The following is a 16,007-nucleotide window of genomic DNA, read 5'->3' on the forward strand; positions in this document are numbered from 1 at the left end:
AGCCTATCAGGACTGCTTAGTGTAATTCGGAAATCGCATCGTAAATGGACTGCAATTTCTTATTATCTTTATTCTTTGTGTCAATTAACGTATGTAGCTCTTCAATTTTCTTTTGACTACTTTGAATATCGCTATTGTTATCCGCAATCAGTCTTTTAAGATGTTGCTGATAACTTGTAGTGATATCTGTCTCTTTTCCTGTTCTAACCTCTGTAACTTTGGGTTTAGAACTAGAATTTGACTCCGTCACAGGTGCTTGTTTTCGCTTTTGAAAAGCTGCTTCATAATTTACATCATTACCTCCTTGATGATTTCCAAATAAGGCGGCAATTTTATCTGGATCTTCTTGATTTTCTGATTTACTTTCTAATGGTTGATTAAAATTCCAATCTTTTGTCATTCACTCATTTCATCCTTTCTAAATTCAGAATTATCGAATTGTCTTTCTCCACCGAAGGCATGGTCAAGAGCTTCTTCAAAACTCATGTGACTAATGCTTTGACGCCTTTTGAACGTTGCAAACATTGCTGTCTCTAGTTGCTCTTTGTAAGCAGCGAGTTTTTCTGTCTCTCTTGCTACCTTACTTTCTTGCCTAGTGACCTTTTCTTCTAAGCGTTCAATAATGGTCATATACGATCCTCCTTCATTCTAATATTAGCTAAAACATCTTGATTTTGTTATCACAATTCTAAACATTGAGAGGTTTGTCTTACTGGTTGATTCCTCAATGTCTCTTTTGCAGTCTCGATCATCAATTGTAAATCTGATTTCTTTTCTCTAAGGACATCATTCCAGTCTACTTTTTCTTTCCCAGATTCATTATCAGGTAAATCCAGTAAAACAGGCAATCCAGCTTGAAATAACTTATCGGAAAAATCTTTTCCTGCATCATCACAATCTACCGCAAGTGTCAATAAATCAGGATGATTATCAAAATAGCTGGTGGTATCACGAATTGTATTGATCAAAGGCAATAACTTTGAAGGTGTTACTGTATCTAAGAATTTCAACTTCTGATTTTCTTCAGCTATCAGTCGTAAAGTTTGATAAGCAACAACAGACCTTTTTAATCCCTCCATAGATACCAAGCGAATATCTGATAGATTTTGTTGATGTAGCTCGTAATAACTCATTAAGTCGATGAACGATTCACAAAAGACCAGTCTATTTGGTTTACCAATGTCAAAGGATATTCCAACATGTCCATGGCTTCCTTTTAGAATCGTTTTTAACCTCTTTCTAGAAAGAGCGGGATTCTTATAAATCCCTTGTAGGCTTGCTGCCTGCAGTTTGTGTCGATGATCAAAGCTTTTAAAAACAATAACAGGTTCAACAGTTTCATTTGTTTTCCAAGTGGCTTGTGACATCAAACCTTGTTGAATCATCTTTTGTATGATTTCTTCTGAAATTCCTCTACATTCTGTTAAATAATATCTGGCCAGACTACAGTTAGAATCTTCTATTCTCTTTAAAGGGTAATAAAATGGTCTCTCTCTTTTTTCTTGAACAGCTTCTTTTTGAAAAGGTTCTTCAGAAAGAAAGGCTAGAGCTTCTTTAAAGGAAATTCCCTTAACAAGTCGAACAAAATCAATGACATCACCTTGAATATCTCTTGAAAACCATTTAAAAGTATTGGTAGTTGAAAAAATCCGGAATGAATCGTGTTCAGGATGTTCATAGACACTGCTCGAAACTTGTTTAAAGGAGATCCCCAAACGATTGGCTACATCAAGAATTGAAATTTGCTTACATTCTTCTATTTCCATGCAATATCATCATTTTGTTGTAGTATTTGGCAGTGATGGAACAGATGAGGATTCTTCCAAAGTTTTGGGAGTGGCCTTATCCAAATCATCTAACCCAGATTTCCAAACCTGTACTTGATTGACCAATAACTTACCTGGTAGTTTCGAATAAGACAACTTAACCGTTCTGGTTTCTGTCTGATTGGTCTTTGATTGGTTGGCATTCTTTAAATCAGATACATAGGTTACATTATAAGAGACCATGGCAATGGCTTGATTCGTAGTCTGATTGACAAAGATATCTGCTTTTTCAAAATGATAATCCAAAATATAGTCCTTATAAACTTGGTTCATGGCATCATTTTGACTTGACAATTCTTGAGAATAAGCCGATTCAGTCATATAAGGTTGAATACGTGTATTATTTTCTCCGAGCTTTTCTTTCGTATAGTACTGCGTCAAAAATTCTTTTACAGTATCCGATGACAAAATGCTGGCTTTATCTTCTGCTTGTTTGTCCTCTACAAGTTTAGCTGCAGCCAATTCGATTTCTTTGCGACTTTGTTTAGCAGTAGAATGTTGACCAGCAGTATATCCCATCATGAGAATAAAGCTAGTTGCAGCCACTGCTCCGACACTAATTAAGGCTTTAGTTTTGACTTTATTTAACATCTTAGACCTTCTTTCTATAAAAACTAGGTCAAGAATAACAAAAAGGACTTGTAAGTTTTATCACACCACAACGAAAGGTGATTCCTACATTTCAGGCGCAAAATCGTACAGTTCAGAGAAAAATATCAAAATTAGCTGTCTTCAGTTTATAATATAAATATGAACAAATTAAAAGAAGAAAATTTGAGAAGAGCTCTTTCTCATATTGAACGCCATAAACAAGCCATAAATACAAGTAATAATAGTGAGGATTATGATTTTCATAAATTATTACTCCAATTTAGCTATGAAGTATATGAAAGAATCAAGGCAAATAAAAAACCCTATCCGAATTTAGATTCAGATAAAGTTTTTTAACCATCTAACAAGTTTACATACTTTCCTTAGTTTTGGAGTTTATGAAACGCCAACTGAATCCTAAAACCAACATCAGATTGATGAAAAGGTACACAGCCGTAAAACTAGTTAAACCATGTTGTCTGATATCATCAAAGTATAAAGTCGGTTCAGTAAAGAACAAATAAATTCCATAGACCTCCACGAAAATAAGAAAACTGATAAAACCAATAAGGAAAAGTCCACTGGCAATAAGAAAGAGTCTCCATAAAAGAATGAGAATTCCTCCTACTGCTAAAAAAATTACTGGGATAAGGAGTAAATCATTCATGACTTTCTCCTTCCTAATCAATCAATTGACGATAATGGGTGGCAAGAGAGGAATCAAACTCTTCTAATTTTTGAACTAAGTCCAAATACTCCTCTTTTTCATGTTCTTCAAAGTCCACACCTCGATGATTTTGAAGAGTGATTTCCAATTGGCTAGTGAGTTCTCGTTTAGAAAAACTGTAATCGCCTGTCACTTCCTCATAATGTTCCTTTAGTTCCTTGTAGGCTTGGTATTCTTCAGGTGTTTGAAATCCCTGTACCAAAGCCTCTTCTAATTGATAATAGGTATCTTCCATCATAATTGTTACCTCGTTTCTTTCTATCTTTATTCTACCGCGCTTTTCATTTCTTGTCCGCTATTTGTATCTATTTTTTAATCCAATTCAAAAGAAAGTTGTTCCTGCTTTTCGTTTCCTTTTTCGTGGAATTGTCTTAAGGCCTGATCAATAATATCTAAATCCGTTTCTGTTTCAATCAATGGCGCAAGTACATCGTATTCGGCCTTTTTTGTTTGATAATCCTCTTCCTTTGGAAAGTTTTTCTCAATTTCTACCTTAGCAGTAGTCCATTTATCCTTTAATTCATCCAATAAGTTCTGAGTTTTCACTTGGTCCTCTTTAATGTGATCAATCGTATGCTGAAGTCTTTGAATTGTCCCCAAAGGAGAATACAAATCTAAACTGACAGAATACTGATTTTCTCCTACAATCTTAACAGAGAAGGTTTCAGGAAGAGGTTGATTTGTTGGAAGACTAAGCATTTTAATGTCAAATCCTCGATAGCTTGCTAAGGTACGAAATTCTTTGCTGTCAGCTTGATTATGACGGATAAGACGGTGTAGGGATTCCCCTGCTTCAGCTCGTTGCTCAAAAGCTTGCTTGCCAACTGTCATAGAAAATGCCTGGTCTTTCGACATTTCAGACTGTTGAATGTCGCCTTCATACTTACTTAATCGTTTCTCAAGAATGGGCATATTTTCTTCACAGTAGGAGATTGTATGACGATAGTGATCCTTGCTACGTTGAAAGGCGCGTCTTTGATTTTCTAATAAAGTTAGATCATTCTCTAGTTCCATCTTATATTTGAGATAAGGATTACCTGTTGCTAGTGCCTTAAAATCAGAAGCTGTCATGGTCTGCTCATCAATGTCTTCTGCAGCACGAATCGGCTCCTTAGAAGTCATAATCTGCTTAATATAACGGAGTTTGTTCTCCTGAGTTGCCCATAGATAATTATCAAATGAACCTTTGGTAATGTAGTGGTAAATATCCACTTCCTTGTTTTCATTTCCCTGTCTGATAATACGTCCATTGCGTTGCTGGATGTCACTTGGTCTCCACGGAACATCCAGGTGATGAACTGCTTTCATCTTGCTCTGAACATTTAAACCTGTTCCTCCTTTTTCGGTTGAGGCAAGGAGAATCCGCACTTCTCCTGCATTAACCTTTCGAGATAAACTATTCTTCTTTTCATCACTATTGGCATCATGTACAAAGGCAATTTCTTTACTAGGGATTCCTCTATCAACTAATAATGCCTTAATCTCAGAATAAACATCAAAGCCATTATCTTTTTTCTTAGGTGTGCCAATATCTGAAAAAATCATCTGAGTAGCCTTATGTTCCATTCCTTCACGATAAATTCTTTCAACATTATCCACTACCTGAAGCAGTTTATGATTGTCTGCTAGACTATAACTAGAGTCCAATAAACGCATATCAATTGCTAGTTTTCGTGCCTCACCCGTAATCTTTAACATGTTATCCTGGCTCGGATCAACTGTTCCACATTTGACCGCATCTGACCTCATAACCAATTCTTCTAAATAGAATTTCTGGTTTTCAGTTAACTCACTCTCAATAGGGATAATATGAGCTTCTGGAACAGGTAAATCCAACATATCTTGTGTTTGAATGTCGGCTGTTTCTTTATAGATTTTCATCAACTCAGGTAGATTGACGAACTTTTTAAATCGTTTCTTAGGCTGATACTTATCCCCTGTAGGAGCTAATTCCATAGAGTTTTGAATTTCTCCAAAAGCACCTACCCAAGAGTCAAAATAATCAACTTGATAGCGTTTTAAGATATCTGGTTGAATATAGTTCATCATAGTGTAGAGCTCACTAATAGAATTGGAAACAGGTGTTCCTGTCGCAAAGACAATGTTTTTAAAATCATGCTCTTCCTGAATCTGTCGAATCTTCATTTCCATATCCACGTTCTTCTTAGAGGTTGTATTGGTAATCCCTGCTACATTTCCAAGTCCAGTGATCGGACGAATATTTTTAAAGTGATGTGCTTCATCCACAAATAGAAAATCAATTCCTAAGTTCTCAAAATCAATAAAACTATCACGATTAAAGCGTTGGAGTTCTTCCAATTGTTTCTCTAGACCACTTATTGATTGCTCTGCTTCTTTAACAGTATACTTGTTTTCAGAATGTGTTTTAATCTCTCGTAGTTCATTGAGTTTATCCTCGATATAATTCATCTGTCTTTCCTTACTGACAGGGATTTTTTCAAATTGAGAATCCCCAATGACAATGGCATCGTAATCTCCTGTAATAATACGTGACACAAATTGTTTTCTTCTCGCCTTCACAAAATCTTTCTTAGTAGTCACAAAGACTTTTTTAGTAGGGAAAAATTTCATGATCTCTTGGCCAAATTGAGCAGACAAACTAGAGGGCACCACATACAAGGGCTTATGAACCATCCCCAACTCCTTTAATTTAAACCCAGCACCAAGCATGGTCAAGGTCTTTCCTGAACCTACCTCATGAGCTAATAAGGCTCTTTTTTCTTCTACGATTCTTTGAATGGCATTCTCTTGATGAGGACGAAGACTGATGTTTTGTGCTAAGCCATCAATGACTAGATGGCTACCGTCATACTCTCGACTAACCGTTCGATTATAAAGACGATTGTAACTTTCTTCAATGACTTGTTGGACTTCTGGATACCGTGAGACAAAGTCTTGAAAGAGTTCTTGTAAATGCTGCTCTTTTGCTCTTAGAACAGAGGTTTTTTCCAAATCTGTGATGGTCTTTTTCTTTTCTCCTTCCGTAACAGTCATAGTAATCGTCGGTTGGTTTGAATTTAGTAAATTCTCAAAAATCTTTCTTCCTGTATCATAACGTGACCCACTGACTCCAAGACTACTATCTTTGGCACTTGGATAGCGATAAGCAAATGATGTCCTTAAATGAACCTGGCCATCGACAGGATTCACTTCAATGACTTGTTCAACATCTGGCGAAGACAATTCAAATTCACGATTGGTAAAACATTCAAAGGCAAATTTACCATAAACGGATTGAGGAATCCAACGTGACCCTATTTTAAACTCAATATCTGCCAGATGAATCCGTGGAGGGCGAATAGATTCTAACAAATCTAAAGCATGGGACCAGTCACATTCTTGATTGTTTTCCTCCACTAATAGTTGAACTACTTCTATCTTGTTGAGAATGTCTCCTGATAAAAACTGATTCTTAGAAAGATATTTTCTTTCCCCTCTTAAATAGCTTTCTGGATCCATTAAAATCTGGTCTCCTAACTCATCTAAAATAGCAGCTTGGCTATGTTCAGGATAAATTGATACCATATAGTCTAAATCAACCCCTCTACCATCCGATAAACTAGAGTTTAAGGCATCTAAAGCCGTTGAAACTCTTGCAATCACTCTCTCTGGCCTAACCAATGCTTTCTCAAAGGCTAAAGATTTTTTATATTTTACTTTCTGATCTTTAGAATCAATGTATTCATCTTCTAAACTAGCTAGTAAGGAATACTTATCGTCACTATCAAATAAGTTCCGATTAACGGACGCATTCAAGTATCCAAATTGACTTACAAAGCGGTCATAGTCACGATTGAGTTTACTAAGTAATACCTGAAAATCTGTTCGACTATAATCTGGATGACGTTGAATTTCAATTAAGGATTGATAGGTATCTCTCAAATCAACCATGCCCTTAATGCGACTAATATCCTTATCCGATAAGGGACTTTCATAAAAGACCGTTTTTTTGAACAGTCCCTTATATTTCCCCCTTTTACTCGCTTCTTCTGACTTGTAAACATCTAGTGCTTCCTCATCTGTCAAATGAAGTTGCACGAACCGATCTATTTTATGTTCAGACAAAGAACTGTCCCAGGCTTTAAAATCTCCCTTCTCATCTACATAATAACTAATTTCGTCTACTTTTGAACTTTTCCGAATGCCATGCGTATCTCGGTAATAAATTTGATTTCCCTCATATCCAAAAGAATAGAGCGCTAAATTCTCACGTATACGACTTGGGATAGAATTATCCACTTCTTCTTGGATAAAAACAGGTGCTTTCAAAGAATTGTCAATTTGTTTAGGTGCTTCCACATTCTCTAATGCTTTCATTATGTCAGTAGCTAATGTTTCTGATACCCCCTTAACATTCAGAGTTCCTCCATTAAAATTACGTACCTCATATTCACCCAAAACTTGTGTGTTGTATTTCCCATCAAAATAAGGATTGATCCAGACACGCTTATCCTCCTCAAAGAGAATAGAACCACTAAAAACAAGTTCCTCTTCATTAAGATTCTTTGCTTGATCCTTTTGAAAGAAGAGGAGGTCTGTGGTCACTCGAGTACCTGCAATCTTTTTAAAAGCCGTATCCGGCAAACGAACTCCCCCTAAAAAATGAGTATTGGATTTAATCTCTTGTAAGATATTATCTGTCCGCTTATCCATTGTCCCGATAGATGAGATAATCGACACTTGTCCTCCGTCTCTTACTAAATCAAGTGAGTGTTTGACAAAGTAGTCGTGAATCATGTAAGGTTTATCATAGTTTTTATCGGCAATGCGAAAATTTCCAAAAGGAACATTCGTTAAGACTAAATCAAAACTATTATTTTGATAGGGAACTTCTTCAAATCCTCGCACTTCAATATGGGTATTGGGGTGGAGTTGTTTTGCGATTGCGCCTGTCACGCTGTCTAATTCAACTCCATAGAGTTCTGACCTCTCTCGTATACTTCTAGGCATCGCCGCAAAGAAGTTCCCAGTCCCCATAGAAGGATCTAATATCCTTCCTCCCTCAAAACCATCATCCAGTAATTTTTGCCAAATCTGGCGAATAATCATTGGGTCTGTATAATAGGCTGTGAGGGAACTTTGTTTCATGGTGGAGTATTCTGACTTACTTACTAAGCTCCTAAGAGTTAAACGTTCTGATTCATACTTTGGATTGAGTTCATCAAAAAATTCATTGGCAAGACCACCCCATCCAACATACTTGGCTAGTAGCTCTTGTTCTTCTGGACTTGCTTGTCGTCCCTCTTTTTCTAATCTTTTAACAAGATCAATTGCGGCGATATTCGTTTCAATTTTTTCTCGATTTGTCTTAGGGTAAAAGTCCTCTAAATCATCTGGAAAAACAAAATCTTGAACGGGGACAGCCGTCTCTTCTATATCTGAAATAAGCGTTTCTGTTTCCTTATCCTTATCTTTTTCCTTTTCATTTTCTTCTTCCAGATAGGAAAACAAATCTATTTCCTGACTTTCACTTGATGATTCAATCTCAATCTCTGAATCTTCTTTTTCAAGTTCTACATGAGACAATACTTGTTCAATCTCTTCCAAACTGTTCAGGTATAAGATAGGATTTTCTTCAAATAACTGGTTGGAATCATTGAATAACTCTAATCGAACTAAGTCATTTAAGTGTGCATTTTCAATCGAAACCAACTGAAATACTTGTCCTTTATAACTTACTTGTGAACCGATTGGATATTCCCTTAAAGCTTCTTCTACAATTTTATCGACATTAGAAAAGGAGTTAGTTTCTTCCATTTCCTGTTCAATATCACTTGAAGGAGATAAGGATTCCTCTACTTGCTTAGACTTTTCACTTCTAGCCTTTACATCATCAAAATGAGTAATAATCTTCAGCTTTTGTGTCAGTGGGAGTTGTTGGTAGTTTTCTTCATGATGGACAAGATCTGTAACGGTATCTAAAGTAGCCATCAATTCAGAACCCAAATAGGCTAGAACGTCTCCCTCTTTTTCTTCAAAATGAATCTCAAGAACCTCTTTTTTTAGTTCTTTGGAATCAACCATTAGAAGAAACTCCTCTATATCTCTACTAATGCGGTCAGATAGATTATTCGCAACCCGATAGACATTAACCAAATTGACATCCTGATTCTGATGAAAAATAAGCTCACTTAGTTGTTCTAGCTTTTCTTTTTCAGATTGGATGTAAAATCGAGTGGAAAGGTTATAGGTTGCGACTTCTAGAACCAAGTATTTCTCCCAACTACTTAATTGAGATAATTTATCTAGACCCGCTTGTCCAAAACTTCTTGTGTAACTTTCTAAATCTTGGTCATGATTTTCGGAACTGGCCTCTAGGAAAGAAACAATATCTTGATGAAAAGAATAGACATGAGGAATCTCTTCTAGCTTGCCCTCTTCAGCCAAAAAACTCTCTACCAAGTCCTGCCATTTCTCATCAAAATGTTGCGCTTGATATCGAAGAAATAGGTCCATTTTCTCCCTATCTTTTGGAATTGTTCCACGAAACATAGCTAATAATTGCATTACTTCCATACTCGCTCCTTTCAACTATACGAAAATAGGAGAATCACATGATTCCCCTACAACTCTATCTCCATTTCCACCTCTTGAGGACTGGTTTCTAAATCACTAGACAAAAGAGAAACGGCATCTGTTCTCATGTAGTAAGTATATAAGTCTTCTAGGTCTTGTTGGTTTTCAATCCCTGTTTCAATACTAATCAGAGCCTGTATAAATTCCTTGTAGTGACTCTCCATCATATCTGAAATCTTTTGTTTCATTTCCATAAATACTGAAGACGGTTCAGTTATACTTGTTTGGTCTATGTCTTGTAAATCCTTTTCTAAGGGATTGCTTCCTTCTTCTACTTCCACTAAATCTGAACGACCATCACCATCAGAATCTGCGCTAAGAGGATTGGTTCCTAGCGCTAATTCTTGAGCATCAGTTAATCCATCTTGATCCGAATCACGTTGATAAATGGCTTCCATATACTTCCTTCTTTCCTAGTTAATCTTTTTTCACTCCAATCCTACCAAATATTCCTTGAAAGAAGTATCACAACAAAAAAGAGAACGAGCCAAAACTACGTTCTCCTGAAAATGATAAAACATTATTATCAAAGTAAAAAGATGACTTACAGAACCTGTAAGCCATCTAGTCAGTCGGTTTATTCTGGTGTCTGCCACCGCTTGGCCCTTACGTCCAAGATTGCTTTCGGATTTTGTTCTGGTGTCCGCCACCGCTTGGCCCTTATGTCCAAGATTACTATCAGATTGACCATGAGCCGACCATTCATTTATAGACATATTGTATCTTTTAATAGTTATAATTTCAAGTGTAAACCCTTCTATTTCGTTGTATAGGCAAAACTAATGGCACTATCTGCTTGCGAGATTTTTCTAAAGGTATAGTTAGGGTTGCCACCATAGTTTGTCTCAGACACGAGGAAAGAACCATCATCATAGACCTTCTCTACAAAAGCTACATGACCATAGTCTGCTGGTGTGCCATGTGTACCTCCCACAAAAGAAACAATAGCACCTGCTCTTGGTGTAGAGCCAGTTTCCCCACCAAGACTTGAAGCTGTCGAAACCCAGTCCTGACCATTTCCCATGGTATTAATGATTGGAATCTTCTCTCCATTGCTTCCTTTTAATTTCAAGCCTAATTGATTCATACGAGCCGCAACACCCCATGTACATTGTCCATAGGCATAGGCCATACCATCTCCACCACCAGGAACAGAATGATCATACAAGTCTCCACGAACCCCTTCAAGGGATTGTGGGTCACTCTTTGCCTGTCCTCCATTTGTTTGGCTAAAGCCTTTTTCAATTTGGTAATACCATTCCGTGGCTCTGGTTTGTCTTTCCAGTAGTTTGTCACCAGAATTTCCTTCCCAATAGGTGAGAAAGAGTTGGGCGAGATTTGCTGCACTGCCCGTATTTCCAAAGAAATCCTTTAACCAACTTTGATAGTAAGGACTATCTCCATTAAGCATAAAGTCAAGCTGGAGGTCTAAATCATACCACTTCTTATTTTTGATATGTGCATAATTCAATAAAGCTGTATGGCGTGTTGAACCATCTGCGGTATCAGTCCATTGACCTAACCCCAAACCTCTATGAAGGATATTAGGATAAGCACCACTATAAATGGCTGGCCCTCCTATCGCTAACCAGCTTTCATCATCCCATGAGGAATCGGTAGCGCCAACTGGAGGAGATAAATAATCTCCTTCAGCACGTTTAGGATTGATAGAAGACTCTACCGACCAATTTCCTAAAATAGCCGCAATGGCTTGGGGACTTGCCCCTTGAGATTTCAAAAACTCATAAATATGTTTTGCACGTTCAAACTCATCTCCACCAAACTGACCAATGGCAGGTAAGATAGTGGTCTGAAGTTGAATGACCTTTGGAAAATAAAATTGCGGATTGACATACACCAATTTTTCTTTCTTGTTCTTATACTTTTGATAGGAAACTTTCAAACCTGTATCGTCTGGTATCTCACCAATAATATCACCAGTTAGAACCCTTGTCCCCTCAATCGCACGGCCATTATGAATAGAGTACAAGGTCAATCGACTCTCATTCTCTCCTTTTCCGTTAGTGAGAATAACATTGTCACCATCTAGAGATACAACTCCATCCATTGGTGCGACAATCGTTTGGTGAGCCTTTGCTTCTAGTAGAATGTACTCCTGAAGAGTAGGTTTTCCATCTAAATAATAGTATCCATAACGATAAGTCATGGTTAAACTATCTTCGTTACTTTTCCCTTCAAATGGATTGTCCAATTCCTGCATGGAAGCATAGACACCTTCTTCTTTTAGTTCCTTCATTTCCTCTTGATCGTCTTTCGAGAGTTTATACTTAGGAGTTTCATAAAGGTCTTGCATGGATTTCAAATCTTCTCCATCGTTTAAATCATGCCACAAAGTAGATAGATAATCCTTGTAAGTTTCTGAACTAAATAAGTGAACTGGTTTGTGTAACTCATAGTCATGGAATTTAAAGTTCATATACCCCATCACATCATCAACTTTTGTGTAATAGGTAATGCCTTTGTCATTTGTACGAGTATGTTCTGCGTCTTCCCAGGTCAGGTGGGTATAAGCTTTTGTTAATTCAAATTCATCTTGTTGAATCAAACTAGCAGATGAAAATCCTAAAAAGAAGCTCATCATAAGTAAAAGAAGAAAGACTATTCCTCCAACTATCCAGGTTACAGGATTTCCAGCCGCAAATGTAAAGAAGGAAAAGGCTGCTTTTAGTTTCTGATAGATATTTCGGACACTTATAAGACCTTGTTTTTTTAATTTTCGAAACCGATTTTTAAAGGAACTTGGGTTATCTTTCGCTAGTTTCCATCCTTTTCCATCCTTAAAATGGTGGTATCGCTCTTTTGTGTTGGTCAGTCTTTTCTTGGTAAAACGACCTGTTGCTTGTCCTGTTTTGACACTAGCTTTTCCAAGATTATAAGAAAGCCGACTGTAGCGTTTCCCTTTTCTAATTGTCTCTTGAAGTGTGCGATAGCCTTCTAAATCTTCATTTTCTGAAGCTAACTCTCCTCCTTCACGTCCAAGGACATAAAGAAAAGTTTTGGCTTTCCTACTGACTTTTTTGGACTTATAGGCTTGTTTAGTAGATTTTAGATTCTCTTTTGCGGCCTTGACTTCTTTCTTAGCTTTTAATTCTTCTAAACTCTTCCCTTGAAAGAAAAAATTAGATTTTTGTTTCGATTCCTGACCATAAAGAAATTTTTGATTGGTTTTTCTTTCTTTACGACTCTCTTTTCTTTCTTCTTTTGCTTCTACCTTGGCTTCTCTAAATTGCTCCTTAGCTATTTTCAATCGTTTCCTAGCATGAGGCAACCGTCTGTCTCTTAATTCTTTCCGATTCAACAGAGATGGAGGACTATTTTGAAGAATATGATTGTAGTCTTCATTTGCTTGTTTTACTCTCTCCTTTGAAGCTTCTCTCATCTCCTCTAGCTTTTCTTTTATCTCTTTTTTCCATGCTTTTTCATCCAGTACAGAGGAATCTTTTTTCTGTTTCCTTACCTCCTTCTTTCCTTGTTTCAAGAATTTCTTCTCATCTTTTAGACTTCTTCTAAATGCCTTTCGGGCACGTATGATTTCTCTTTTATCCTTCATTTACCTTCCCCTTAATTAGAAGCCATTTTATCAGGATCCGTACTCATAATATCAAACAATTGAGTACCTTGAGGAATCTTATTTTTAAAGGGTACGACAACGGAACCAGCTTTTATTAGTCCTGCCCCTTTTTCTGGATTGACAAGGTATTTTTCGAGTTCTTTTGACAAGCCTAAGAGTTGAACCAGTTCTTCTCGGTCATTTTTTGCTTGCTTGAGAAGAATCATAAATTCACTATTTGCAATAATTCGTCTACCATTTGGATCTAACAATAAGGTTTCGACATTTTGGGTTATCCCAGTCGGACTAGCTCCATATTTTCTGACACGACTCCACAATTTAAAGAAGAAATCACTAGCATATTTGTCTAATAAGAGAAGCTGCATTTCATCAAAATAAATCCAGGTCTTCTTCCCTAATTTTTGGTTCCGAACGACACGATTCCATATCTGATCAAAAACAACCATAAGAGCAATTTGTTTGAGCTCATCTCCTAACTTCTTAACGTTATAAATTAAGAAATTAGATCCTGTCTGAATATTGGTCTTATGAGAAAAAATATCAAGAGAACCTTCGACATACAGTTCCATATCAAGTGCCAAGTTCTGCGCTTCTTCTTCTGGTTGTTGACTCAAGACAAAGACCCATTCTTCCAAAGAAGGCTCTTTAAATGACTGATAGGTGAGTCTGGTAACTCGGTCAATAATCGATTTTTCTCTTCCATCCATTTTTCTATCCAATAACTTGCCGATAAAGGATAAAAGAAATTCTGATTTTACCTTTACAGGATCTTCATCCATATTTTCCTCAGACAAGTCAAGGACATTGAGATAAGTTTGGGAATCGGGCGCAATATCAATCATTTCTCCACCAAAAGCTCGTCCAATGACACTGTATTCTGCTTCTGGATCCACGATGATAATTTCAGTATTTTCACCAGATTCCTTGATTTTTGTCGTGATAATTTCATGCTTGGTTGCCATCCCTTTCCCAGCTCCAGATGTTCCTAAAATCAGACCAGACGGTGTATTTAATAGACTGCGATCAATGGTAATAATATTACTTGATATTTGATTGATACCGTAATATTTCCCACTACGGTCTTGTAAATCTACTGAAGTCCATGGAGAATTCACTGCTACATTGGACGTTAATAAACTCCGTGATACGCCCTCTAAAAAATCACAACCAAATGGCAGCAAACTATTAAAGGCTGCTTCTTGCATATATGGAAGTTTATCAATCATTAGGTCATTTGAACCGGCCACTTGTTGGATTGTGTCTAGCGCTTGTTTGAGTTCTTCTTCATCCTGGCCAAAGACCCCAATCAAGAAGACCGTTTGAAATAGTTTATCTCCTGTCTCGGTCATGGTTTTTAAGAGTTCTTCAGCTTCATCGATATTGCTTTCTAATACATGGCCTACTTTTTCCAAATAGATACCTGTACGAGCTAGTTTTTGTTGTTCCCCAATCTTTTGGGATTCCATCAAGGTCTTCTTTGTTCGTAGTTTCTTCATAGCATCCGCCTTAGTCGAACTTTGAGCATGAAGGCTCACTATCAATTCCAAATCTCCTTGCATGAGGTCTCTGATAAACTGATCTCCTAATTCCATACCGTAGTCTCTGACATAGACAATCTGCAATAATCGGTCATTGATTTGTAGGTAATTCTTGTTTTTAAAATCCAAGAGGTTAGGAGCTATAAAGTGACGAGTTGTCTGACCCGATCTCGTTAAATCACGGTAAGAAAAAGGAAGATGGTGTTCTCCTCTAAGCATATCTGCCAACAAGTTCACACGCTTTTCTCCAGCCAAGGATTCAAAGCGAGCATCAATTTCTGAGAAACCACTCTTGAAATATTCTCCTATTTGGGACAGGGAACGATAGGCTTGTTTGGGATTAGAATCCTTTCTACCAAAGCTAATCAGTTTCACAGCTGAAAAGTTATTTTCACCACTGTCTAAATTCTGATTCATCATCCGATTCAATTCTTTACGATAGGTATCATATCCATCTTCTTTTTCCTCATACAAAACACTCTGTCTAAACTTTTCTAAATTCAATCTTTTATTAAAGATAGTCAATTGGAAGTTGGTTTGGTCATCTAGGGAGTTAATCAAATCAGAATACTTCTCAATGATAGCGCCCTTATCCTCTAAACCAACGGTCTGGTAATTGACATCACCAAGTAAATAGCTTTGTGAGAAATAATCTTCTTTTACCTGCATCAGACCATTTTGATATAGGGCTTGATAGGAAAGAGTATTCGCCGTAGAGGGTAACACTTCCTCTTTTTTCCCTTTAACTACTTCTTTTTTATTAGTCATTGAAGTTTTTTGTTTCTTTAATGTATTTGATTTTCTTTTCATGTTCAGGTCCTTTCTTTCCTGTAATTGTGCGTAAGGGAACCGTTAATTCAAAATGAAGACGGTATTTCAAATAATGTTCAAAATATAAATCATTGGGTTTATAGACTCCAAAAAGCATGAGGGGGATGGTAAAAGCAAACACAAAACCGTAAACAAACCAATCTCCAAATTGCCAGAAAAAGAGATTCAAGCCCAAAACAATAATTGTGACAATAAAGGCTGGTAAAACAAAGATGATTTGTCTTGTAGTGAAGCCTAACCAAGCCCTGTGTTGGTATTTTGAGATGTCTTTAAAGACACGTGTATTCATGACTTTCCTTTCTAAA

At 36.9% G+C, this 16,007-nt stretch carries 12 protein-coding genes; 1 reads left to right on the forward strand and 11 read right to left on the reverse strand.

Features of this window, described 5'->3' with window-relative positions:
* Positions 1-16 precede the first annotated feature (16 nt).
* Genes AXF18_RS09235 through AXF18_RS09250 form a run of 4 tightly spaced genes read right to left on the reverse strand, consistent with a single transcriptional unit; the run spans position 17 to position 2,417 of the window.
* On the reverse strand, positions 17-400 hold the full coding sequence (locus AXF18_RS09235) for a DUF5945 family protein (RefSeq protein WP_002933294.1): 384 nt from the start codon (positions 398-400) through the stop codon (positions 17-19).
* Positions 397-630: a DUF5965 family protein gene (locus tag AXF18_RS09240; RefSeq protein ID WP_065371869.1), complete on the reverse strand. Its 234-nt coding sequence runs from the start codon at positions 628-630 to the stop codon at positions 397-399. Before AXF18_RS09240 ends, AXF18_RS09235 begins: the two co-directional genes overlap by 4 nt.
* 50 nt (positions 631-680) lie before the next feature.
* Positions 681-1,766, reverse strand: coding sequence for a toprim domain-containing protein (locus tag AXF18_RS09245; protein WP_065371870.1), 1,086 nt, complete (start codon positions 1,764-1,766; stop codon positions 681-683).
* Between the two features lie 9 nt (positions 1,767-1,775).
* Positions 1,776-2,417 (reverse strand): hypothetical protein, encoded by a 642-nt coding sequence (locus AXF18_RS09250; RefSeq protein WP_000933083.1) that lies wholly within the window; start codon positions 2,415-2,417, stop codon positions 1,776-1,778.
* Between the two features lie 159 nt (positions 2,418-2,576).
* Here AXF18_RS09250 and AXF18_RS10070 point away from each other — a divergent pair, with 159 nt between their 5' ends.
* Positions 2,577-2,774: a hypothetical protein gene (locus AXF18_RS10070; protein WP_081730850.1), complete on the forward strand. Its 198-nt coding sequence runs from the start codon at positions 2,577-2,579 to the stop codon at positions 2,772-2,774.
* A 13-nt stretch (positions 2,775-2,787) separates the two neighbouring features.
* Here AXF18_RS10070 and AXF18_RS09255 read toward each other — a convergent pair whose 3' ends face one another.
* The 7 genes from AXF18_RS09255 to AXF18_RS09290 all read right to left on the reverse strand — a co-directional run bounded on the left by AXF18_RS09255 (position 2,788) and on the right by AXF18_RS09290 (position 15,991).
* Positions 2,788-3,084 (reverse strand): DUF5966 family protein, encoded by a 297-nt coding sequence (locus AXF18_RS09255; RefSeq protein WP_000998893.1) that lies wholly within the window; start codon positions 3,082-3,084, stop codon positions 2,788-2,790.
* A 13-nt stretch (positions 3,085-3,097) separates the two neighbouring features.
* On the reverse strand, positions 3,098-3,382 hold the full coding sequence (locus tag AXF18_RS09260; RefSeq protein ID WP_023916199.1) for a DUF5962 family protein: 285 nt from the start codon (positions 3,380-3,382) through the stop codon (positions 3,098-3,100).
* Between the two features lie 74 nt (positions 3,383-3,456).
* Complete coding sequence (locus tag AXF18_RS09265) at positions 3,457-9,681, reverse strand: SNF2-related protein (protein WP_172837210.1); 6,225 nt, start codon at positions 9,679-9,681, stop codon at positions 3,457-3,459.
* Positions 9,682-9,728: 47 nt separating this feature from the next.
* Positions 9,729-10,139, reverse strand: a complete 411-nt coding sequence (locus AXF18_RS09270; protein ID WP_003041999.1) for a thrombospondin type 3 repeat-containing protein — start codon at positions 10,137-10,139, stop codon at positions 9,729-9,731.
* 359 nt (positions 10,140-10,498) lie between these two features.
* A complete protein-coding gene (locus AXF18_RS09280; RefSeq protein WP_065371872.1) occupies positions 10,499-13,312 on the reverse strand; it encodes a phage tail tip lysozyme in 2,814 nt (937 codons plus the stop codon).
* Positions 13,313-13,323: 11 nt separating this feature from the next.
* Entirely contained in the window at positions 13,324-15,681 is a 2,358-nt protein-coding gene (locus AXF18_RS09285) for a VirB4-like conjugal transfer ATPase, CD1110 family (protein ID WP_172837211.1), read from the reverse strand.
* Entirely contained in the window at positions 15,632-15,991 is a 360-nt protein-coding gene (locus AXF18_RS09290) for a PrgI family protein (RefSeq protein ID WP_001097589.1), read from the reverse strand. Before AXF18_RS09290 ends, AXF18_RS09285 begins: the two co-directional genes overlap by 50 nt.
* Positions 15,992-16,007: the final 16 nt, after the last annotated feature.

It is taken from the genome of Streptococcus sp. oral taxon 064 (genome assembly GCF_001683375.1).
Classification (GTDB): Bacteria; Bacillota; Bacilli; order Lactobacillales; family Streptococcaceae; genus Streptococcus; species Streptococcus oralis_S.

Excerpts from the sequence above, each read along its gene's own strand:
- AXF18_RS09235 (WP_002933294.1), bottom strand. The coding sequence starts at position 400 with ATGACAAAAGATTGGAATTTTAATCAACCATTAGAAAGTAAATCAGAA.
- AXF18_RS09240 (WP_065371869.1), bottom strand. The coding sequence starts at position 630 with ATGACCATTATTGAACGCTTAGAAGAAAAGGTCACTAGGCAAGAAAGT.
- AXF18_RS09245 (WP_065371870.1), bottom strand. The coding sequence starts at position 1,766 with ATGGAAATAGAAGAATGTAAGCAAATTTCAATTCTTGATGTAGCCAAT.
- AXF18_RS09250 (WP_000933083.1), bottom strand. The coding sequence starts at position 2,417 with ATGTTAAATAAAGTCAAAACTAAAGCCTTAATTAGTGTCGGAGCAGTG.
- AXF18_RS10070 (WP_081730850.1), top strand. The coding sequence starts at position 2,577 with ATGAACAAATTAAAAGAAGAAAATTTGAGAAGAGCTCTTTCTCATATT.
- AXF18_RS09255 (WP_000998893.1), bottom strand. The coding sequence starts at position 3,084 with ATGAATGATTTACTCCTTATCCCAGTAATTTTTTTAGCAGTAGGAGGA.
- AXF18_RS09260 (WP_023916199.1), bottom strand. The coding sequence starts at position 3,382 with ATGATGGAAGATACCTATTATCAATTAGAAGAGGCTTTGGTACAGGGA.
- AXF18_RS09265 (WP_172837210.1), bottom strand. The coding sequence starts at position 9,681 with ATGGAAGTAATGCAATTATTAGCTATGTTTCGTGGAACAATTCCAAAA.
- AXF18_RS09270 (WP_003041999.1), bottom strand. The coding sequence starts at position 10,139 with ATGGAAGCCATTTATCAACGTGATTCGGATCAAGATGGATTAACTGAT.
- AXF18_RS09280 (WP_065371872.1), bottom strand. The coding sequence starts at position 13,312 with ATGAAGGATAAAAGAGAAATCATACGTGCCCGAAAGGCATTTAGAAGA.
- AXF18_RS09285 (WP_172837211.1), bottom strand. The coding sequence starts at position 15,681 with ATGAAAAGAAAATCAAATACATTAAAGAAACAAAAAACTTCAATGACT.
- AXF18_RS09290 (WP_001097589.1), bottom strand. The coding sequence starts at position 15,991 with ATGAATACACGTGTCTTTAAAGACATCTCAAAATACCAACACAGGGCT.